Source organism: Roseofilum sp. Guam, assembly GCF_017746735.1.
Lineage (GTDB): Bacteria > Cyanobacteriota > Cyanobacteriia > Cyanobacteriales > Desertifilaceae > Roseofilum > Roseofilum reptotaenium.
The window spans coordinates 1-8707 of record NZ_JAGHZN010000095.1 but is presented as its reverse complement, the minus strand read 5'-3'; the positions used below and the strand labels follow the sequence as shown (position 1 = coordinate 8707).

At 45.7% G+C, this 8707-nt stretch carries 2 protein-coding genes; both read right to left on the bottom strand.

What is annotated here, in order from left to right; all coding sequences use genetic code 11:
• Nucleotides 1-67 precede the first annotated feature (67 nt).
• Nucleotides 68-7792, bottom strand: coding sequence for a non-ribosomal peptide synthetase (locus tag J7529_RS23805; RefSeq protein WP_318731037.1), 7725 nt, complete (start codon nucleotides 7790-7792; stop codon nucleotides 68-70).
• Between the two features lie 331 nt (nucleotides 7793-8123).
• Nucleotides 8124-8707: thioesterase domain-containing protein (locus tag J7529_RS23800; RefSeq protein ID WP_318731036.1), on the bottom strand; the 584-nt coding region annotated here is incomplete at its 5' end.

Sequence of the window (8707 nt, the reverse complement as noted above, 5' to 3'; positions counted from 1 at the left end):
TTTAGTGACCATGTAGGCGACCAGTTGTTTATCTGCTGGAGTATCTTCGCGAACAATAACCACGGCTTCACCCACATTGTAAAGTTGCTTCAATCTCTCCGAGTTCGATGCGGAAGCCTCGTATTTTTACTTGGTTGTCGATGCGTCCGATAAATTCAATCTTGCCATCCGGGAGATAGCGTGCCTTATCGCCGGTTTTGTAAAGGCGCGAACCCGGTTCGTCACTAAAGGGATTGGAGATAAACTTTTGCTCGGTTAATTCGGGGCGATTGAGATAGCCTCGCGCTAACCCTGCACCGCCGATATGGAGTTCTCCTGGTACGCCTATGGGGACAGGCTGGAGATAGTTATCGAGAATATAGATTTGGGTATTAGCGATCGGACGACCGATCGCCACTGACACATTTTCTTTGCTCTCTATGAGATCGGAAGCACTAACCGGGCAAACTGTTGACCACACTGTCGCTTCTGTAGGACCATATAGGTTCCAGAGGGAAGAGCCTTTTTCCAGAAGTTGAATGGCTAGTTGCTTAGACAAGGGTTCTCCACCACAAAGTATTTTCAAGTGCGAATTCCCTTGCCACCCGGAAGTTAGCAGCATTTGCCAAGTTGCTGGAGTCGCTTGCATCGCGGTCGTGCCCTCTAGCTCCAATTTGGACAACAGTTGTTGACCGTCAGTAGCGACCTCTCGACTCGCTAAGACTATTTTTGCTCCCACGATTAAGGGTAAGTAAATCTCTAGGGCAGCAATATCAAAACTGAGAGTAGTGACGGCTAAGATAATATCAGTATCAGTTAAGCCGGGTTTTATTGCCATCCCACGAAGAAAGTTGACCAGAGATTGATGGCAGATTTCCACTCCTTTGGGTTTTCCTGTGGAACCGGACGTATAAATTATGTATGCTAAATTCTCAGGACGAACTGGAGATGATAGATTGTCAGTGCTGCAACTCGATATCAATTCCCAGTCATTATCTAAACAGACAACGAGATCGGGTAAGACCTGTAATCGGACGGTTAATTCCTGCGTTGTTACTAATACCGCAGCTTGGGAGTTAGAAAAGATATAGGCGAGACGCTCTGGTGGATAATCTGGGTCTAAAGGTAGGTATGCTCCGCCTGCTTTGAGAATTCCTAATAATCCTACGATCGTAGAGAGTGATCGCTCTACACAAATCCCCACTAGCACCTCCGGCCCTACCCCCAAGCTTTGCAGGTAACGCGCCAGTTGATTGGCCCGTGCGTTCAGCTCCCAATAGGTAACTTGTTCTTCCTCAAATACTACTGCGATCGCATCTGGCGTTCGTTCTACTTGCTGTTCAAAGACCTGATGAAGGCAATAATTATCCGCGTATTGCGCACGAGTATTGTTCGACGCTAGCAACAGTCGATCTCGTTCGGCTTGGGCCATCAAGGGCAAAAAAGCCACCTTTTCTTCAGGACAAGCGACAATCGCCTCCAATACATTCTGGAAATGTAAGGCCATCCGGTAGATAGTCTCGGCATCAAACAGATCGGTATTGTATTCCCACCTTCCCGTTAATCCTGACTCTGTTACTCTCATCCACAGAGTCATGTCAAATTTGGAAGTTGCGCTATTCGTTGCCAAACGGCTGACTTTTAATCCGGATAATTCCCAACTTTCCCCAGTCTTTTCCTCCTCTTCATATTGCAGTGCAAACATGACTTGAAATAGGGGCGTATAGCTTGGGTTGCGCTCGGGTTGCAATTCTTCTACCAATTGCTCGAAGGGTACATCTCCATGAGAATAGGCATCCAGACAGGTTTCTCGTAACTGATGTAGCAAGGAAACAAAACTGGGATTTTCGGCAAAGGTAGTTCGCAACACTAAGGTATTGACAAAGAAGCCAATTAGGGACTCTATTTCCGGGCGATCGCGGTTGGCAATGGGAGACCCCACCACAATATCTGTTTGGCCGCTATAACGATAAAGTAAGGTGCTAAAAGCTGCCAAGAGAGTCATGAATAGAGTCGCACTATATTGTTCGCTGACTTGCAAAAGTTTAGCCGTCAATTCTACAGGTACAGAAAAAGACTCACTCGCACCTCGAAATCCCCGAACTGAAGGGCGGGGTCGGTCTGTTGGCAATTCTAATTGAGGCGGAATTTCAGCTAACTGCCGTTTCCAGTAGTTTACTTGGGTAGCCAGGACTTCTGGAGTCAAGTACTGACGCTGCCAAATGGCAAAATCTGCATATTGGATGGGCAGTTCTGGTAAAGGGGAAGGTTGTTGTTGAGAAAACGCTGCATATAAAACCTGTAACTCCCGGAAGAATACCCCCAAAGACCAATCATCAGAGACGATATGGTGCATCGTAAGCAGTAGGATATTAGACTGGGGACTCAGACGCAATAGCTTGAAGCGGACTAATCGTTCGGTAGTGATGTCAAAAAAATGGCTTGCTTCTTCTGTGAGGAATCGGTGTACTTTGCGTTCTTGACTGGCTTCGGGTATATTTTGTAGGTCTATAACTGGAAATTCTCCGTTAGACGGGGTGGCGATCGCTTGAAATGGAGTCCCGTTCTCTGCTTGAAACGTGACGCGCAAAATGTCGTGACGGCGAACTATTTCTACTAAAGCTGCCTGTAGGGTGGCAATATTCAGAAAACCATCTAGGTGGATTGCTACGGGAATATTGTAAGTGGCATTTTTCCCTTCCAGGAGATAGAGAAACCACAGTCTTTGTTGGGCAAAGGATAAGGGAATAGTTGTATCTCTTGCTGTTACAGCAATTGCTGGCAGTTGCAACCCAGTTTTTCCCTCAGTGCGATCCGTTTCTATTCCTTTAGCCAGTTCTGCAATTGTCGGTAATTGAAATAGCTTTTTTAACGGGATATCTAGGGAAAATGTATCGCTTATCCTCGATATCGCTTGCATCGCTTTCAGAGAATGTCCCCCAATTTCAAAGAAGTTCTCCTCTATTCCCACCTTGTCCAATCCCAATACTTCAGTCCAGATAGCGGCTAGCAGTTCTTCCGTGGGAGTGCGAGGGACGATTTTTGTTAAAGTGCCGAAACTAGAAGCATCGGGTTTCGGTAGGGCGCGGCGGTCTATTTTGCCGTTGGGAGTTAGAGGTATTGCCTCTAAAAAGACAAATGCGCTCGGAACCATGTAGTCAGGTAGCTTGGTTTTCAGGAACATTCGCAAAACAGATACCGCTACTTGTTCCTGAGTAACAATATAGGCAACGAGGCGTTTATCCCCGGTCGAATCTTCACGGACAACAACCACGGCTTCGCGCAAGCTTGGGTATTGAGTTAACGTGGCTTCTATTTCTCCGAGTTCGATGCGGAAGCCTCGGATTTTTACTTGGTTGTCGATGCGTCCGATAAATTCAATCTTGCCATCTGGGAGATAGCGAGCTAAATCACCTGTTTTGTAAAGGCGAGAACCAGGTTCGTTGCTCAAGGGGTTGGGGATAAATTTTTGGGCGGTTAATTCCGGATGGTTGTGATAGCCTCTGGCTAGCCCCGCACCTCCAATGTGGAGTTCTCCAGATACGCCGATAGGGACGGGTTGGAGATGCTTGTCGAGAATATAGATTTGGGTATTGGCAATGGGAGTGCCAATTGGGCAGTCGATCTCTTGGCGCTGGGAGGAATAACTGGAGGCATTGAGATGGCAGGCAGTTGACCAAACTGTAGTCTCGGTAGGACCATATAGATTCCACAAACAAGCGCCTTTTTCTATCAGACGAACAGCGAGTTCTCGCGGTACGGCTTCGCCACCGCAAATCATTTTGAATCCACTACTACTGTGCCAACCAGCCGCTAGCAGCATTTTCGCCGTGACTGGAGTTGCCTGCATCACAGTAGCACCGGAGTTTTTCAAGGTTGACAAGAGCTGTTTGCCGTCGGTAGCCACTTCCCTAGAGACTACAATCGTTTTTCCCCCTACGATCAGTGGCAAATAAATCTCCGGAACTGCCATGTCAAAACCGATCGTGGTAGCTGCCAGAATAGAATCGCTGTTGCTGAAACCGAGGGTGACTTGCATTGCATTCACCAGGTTAACAAGGGATTGGTGGCCTATTTCTACGCCTTTGGGTTGTCCGGTAGAGCCGGAGGTATAAATGACGTATGCTAAATTCTCAGGTTGAGAAGTTATGTCGAGATTGCGATCGCTAAACCAAGCTATTTGCTCTGATTCTGCATCTAAACATACCGAACGTGCAGAATGTTGCGGTAAAGAGGTCAATACGGTTTCCTGAGTCACCAACACCTTGAGCTTGGAAGAAGAAAAGATGCTGGCGATGCGATCGCTTGGATAATCTGGATCTAAGGGTACATAAGCTCCACCAGCTTTGAGAATCCCCAATAATCCTAGGATCATTTCCAGCGATCGCTCTACACAAATCCCCACTAGCACCTCTGGTTTGACTCCCAAACATTGCAAATACCGCGCCAGTTGATTGGCTTTCCCATTCAATTCTCGATAAGTTAGTCCCTGGTTCTCAAAAATAACTGCAACAGCATCGGGAGTTCGTTCAACTTGTTGCTCGAATAACTGATGTATACACCGATCCTGGGGATACTCCGTCGTTGTATTGTTCCACTCTACGAACAACTGATGGCGTTCCAACTGAGTCAGCAACAGAAGTTGGCTAATTTGCACTTCAGGATTAGTCACTATTGCTTGGAGCAAAACCTGAAAATGTTCCGCCATCCGCGAGATAGTTTCCGCATCAAATAAATCCGTGCTGTATTGGAAATATCCGTTCAATTCGCCTTCAGTTTCCCACACCAAAAGGCATAGATCAACCGCAGTCGTTTTATCCTCAATATCTTGGATTTCCAGCAGTGGCTCGGTTGTCAGACTAGAAGTTTCTAGTTGCTCTAGTTTGCTCGTTGGTAGGTTAACCCAATCCAATATGACCTGAAACAGAGGATTGTGGCTAAGTTGCCGTTCTGGTTGTATGGTTTCTAGAACTTTTGGGTATGGCACCTCTTGATGAACCAAAGCTTCTAGAACGGTTTGCCTTACTTGAGAAAGCAAATCTTGAAAAGTGGGATTATTTTGTAATTTAATTCCCAGCACCAGCACATTCAAAAATGGACCGATTAAAGATTCAGTTTCTATAACATTTCGCTGGCTGACTGGGGTGCCAATATTAATCTCCTCTTGAGAGCTGTAGCGAAAGAGCAACGTTGCCAACGCTGCCAATAAAGTCATATATAAAGTCGCTCCTTCTCCCTGACTTAACTCCAATAGTTTTTCGGTCAGGTCGGCGGGTGCGTGAAAAGGTTGTCTGCCTCCTCGGAAACTCTGCTCTAAAGGCCGAGAACGGTCTGTAGGAAGTTCCAAAAGGGGTAGACTCTCTGAGAGTTGTTGTTTCCAATATTCAAGCTGAGGTTTTAACATTTGGTCGGTTAACCGCTCCCGTTGCCAGCAAGCAAAATCAGCATATTGTACGGACAGCCTTGGCAAAGGTGAGGGTTTACCGGAGGCAAAAGCCGAGTAAATAGTCATCAACTCTTGGAAAAATATTCCCGTTGACCACGCATCACCAATAATGTGGCTCATCGTTAACAGTAAAACATGGGATTTTACCCCCAACTGCAAGACCATAACTCTGAACAAAGGACCGTTAACTAGGTCAAAAGAACGTTCTAATTCTTTTTGGGAATATCTTTTAAGCGTTTCCGATTGTTCCTCTGGTGAGAGGTTTTGCAAATCAATTTCTGGCACGGATATCTGTAAAGAAGAAGCTACGACTTGCACCAACAAACCCTCAGTCAATTTGAATGTGGTGCGCAAAATTTCGTGACGGCTGACCATTTCGGCTATGGCTCGTTTTAGGGCAGTTCGATTCAGAGTTCCTGTTAAACGCCATGCTGCTTTAATCGTATAGTAGATGGCACTATTTGGAGCTAGGTGAATCAGATACCAAAATTCTTCCTGAATAAAAGATGACGGTAAGTGTTGACTTCGCGGAGCTGGTGCGATCGCATTTTTTTTCGGTTCTAAATCTCCCTTAATGCGTGTCTCTATCGCCAGGGTTAACTCGGCAATAGTTGGACATTCAAATAAGGCACGAACGGGTAAATCGAGATCGAACGCATTGCGGATGCGACTTAAAATCCTAGCGGCCAGTAGGGAATGTCCGCCCAGTTCAAAGAAATTGTCGTGTATGCCGACTTCTACATTTAGCAAAGCACTCCAAATATCTACTAAAACTTTTTGATTCTTGCTACTGGGTTGCACGAAAGGTGTTGATAGATGGAGACGGGAAAATTTCGGAGCTGGCAGAGCGAGACGATCTATTTTATTGTTGGGAGTCAGGGGCAAAGTATCTAGCATGACAAACGCACTTGGCATCATGTAGTCTGGCAGTCTTTCCGACAAGAAGCTACGCAATTCGCTTATAGTTGGGACCCGTTGGCGATCGGGAACTATATAAGCGACTAAATACGGGTTCCCCGGACTCTCTTTGGAGCTAGTTGCTACGGAGGATAGTACCTTTGGGTGCTGCCCGAGAGTGGCTTCGAGTTCTCCAAGTTCGACGCGAAACCCTCTGATTTTGACTTGAAAATCCTTGCGTCCTAAAAACTCTAATACCCCATCTGTTCTTAATCTACCCAAGTCTCCGCTGCGATAAATGCACTGTTTTCTGCCTTCTGGATCGGGTAGAAATACGACTTTTGTTAGTTCTGGATTTTGCCAGTATCCCAAGGCTATATAGGGGCTGCGAATGGCAATTTCTCCAGAGTCAAGTGCAGGATTTCCTGCTTCATCGAGCAATAATAACTCTGTTTCTGGAACTGGATAACCGACTGGAAGTAAGCCTCGATCGCTGAGTTCTGTTTCCTTGTTTAGGGTATATTGGAAGTTGAAGGACGATTCAGAACATCCCATCAAATTTACCAATAGGCAGTCTGGAGCGAAATATTTTTTATAGGATTCAAAGTCTGTTGTTAAGGCAGCTTCTCCTCCCAATACTACTAAACGAATTGAGTCTAGCTCAGTCCGAACTGCTTGACTATTTTCGTTCAAAATATCGATTAATTGCCGATAAACTGTTGGGGTTGAGTGATAAATTGTGATTTTTTCTTGGTTCAACCAAGTTGCCAAACTGGTGAAATTTTCTTGCTTTAGGTCAAATAAGCATAGGGTTGCTCCATTTAGCAAGGCGGCAAATATATCGATTATTGCGGCATCAAAACTATAGGAAGATAGCAGGGTGAGTCTGTCCGAACTCGAAAGATGAATGGTTTTACGATAAGCTCTGATGAAATGGAGAATGTTGCGGTGATTTTGCACGACTCCTTTGGGAACTCCTGTCGAACCAGATGTGTAGAGAATATAGGCTGGTGTTTCTGGAGCAATTGACAATACGAGGTTAGAGACAGTCGTTGCATACTCTAGATTATCGATATTGACGATCGCTATTTTTGCTTGAGTTATCTTTTGTGCTAAATCCCAGTTTCTATTGTTGGTCAAGATAATTTGGGGTTGGGAATCTTGCACAATAGATTTCAGTCTGGAACTGGGATAGGTTGGATCGAGGGGAATATAGGTTTTGCCAACCTTGAGGACTGCCAAGATACTGGCGATCGCTGGCCCGTCATGTTCTAGCAGTAGGGCGATTCTCTCTAAACCATTGTCGCAACTCTTGAGGATATCATTGGCTATTGCATTGGCACAACTGTTTAAGGTTTGATAAGTCCATTGGTGATTGTTGCTGGCGATCGCTACCCGATCGGGAGCTTTCCATACTTGTTCCTCAAAGACTATACCGATGGGGCGATTAAGTGTTTTGTCAGCGAACATAAATATTTTTGCTATAGCAGTGAAAGAGTTGATTAGGACAGTGAGGTTATGGTTTGAGGCAAGAGGCAATAGAAAATGTCGTAACTCTCCCTTTCTCTGCTATATATCATTATCAGAGATATGCTGAAAACCCCGTGAATTGATGGATGGGATAAAGACAAGAGAGCGGCTTTTTAGAGATTGGGAGAATAGTCTTAATGCTCCTCTTGATTGTGGAGCAACCTGCCAGGAAAGAGCTGGGTTGGCAATCTCTAAAGTAGCGTAAAGGGCGATCGCGTTAATTATTTTTGCTCAATTTAGCTTTTCAATTTAACTGCGATCGCTCTTTAACCTAATTCAAACAAGCTCCCAGCTTTTGGGCGAGAACCTGGACGTGGGGCGATCGCATCATCCCATAATGATCGCCGGGAATCATATAAGTGTCCAACTTCCCTGTCACCAAAGAACTCCAACCTCGGTTTGCTTCTGGCGAGCTGGCACAAAACTGGACAATCCGACCCGAATAAGGTTGAGGCTGATAGTTGGTCACAGCAACTCGGTTGGCTTTAAACACTTCAAACAACTGACGCATTTGCTCGATGCCGACTTCTGGCGGTAATAGATTTTGGCGCTTGGCTGTAGTAAAGATATGCTGCAATTGTTCTTCCGGCTGGAGTTGCTCGATATCATAGGCTGAAATAGACAGCTCAGTTCCAAAAATCCCCCCCAAGTCAGCGGCTAGAGAATTAGCTAAAGTTGCGGCATCCATCTGTTTTTTTTCCGACATCGCCTTGGGTGCGTAGCTATCGATTAAAGCAAGCAACGCTACCTCTTGCCCGACTTCTTCTAATTGTCGCGCCATTTCCCAAGCAACGACTCCACCCATCGACCAGCCGCCTAAATAATACGGCCCGTGAGGCTGAATTTCCTGCAATG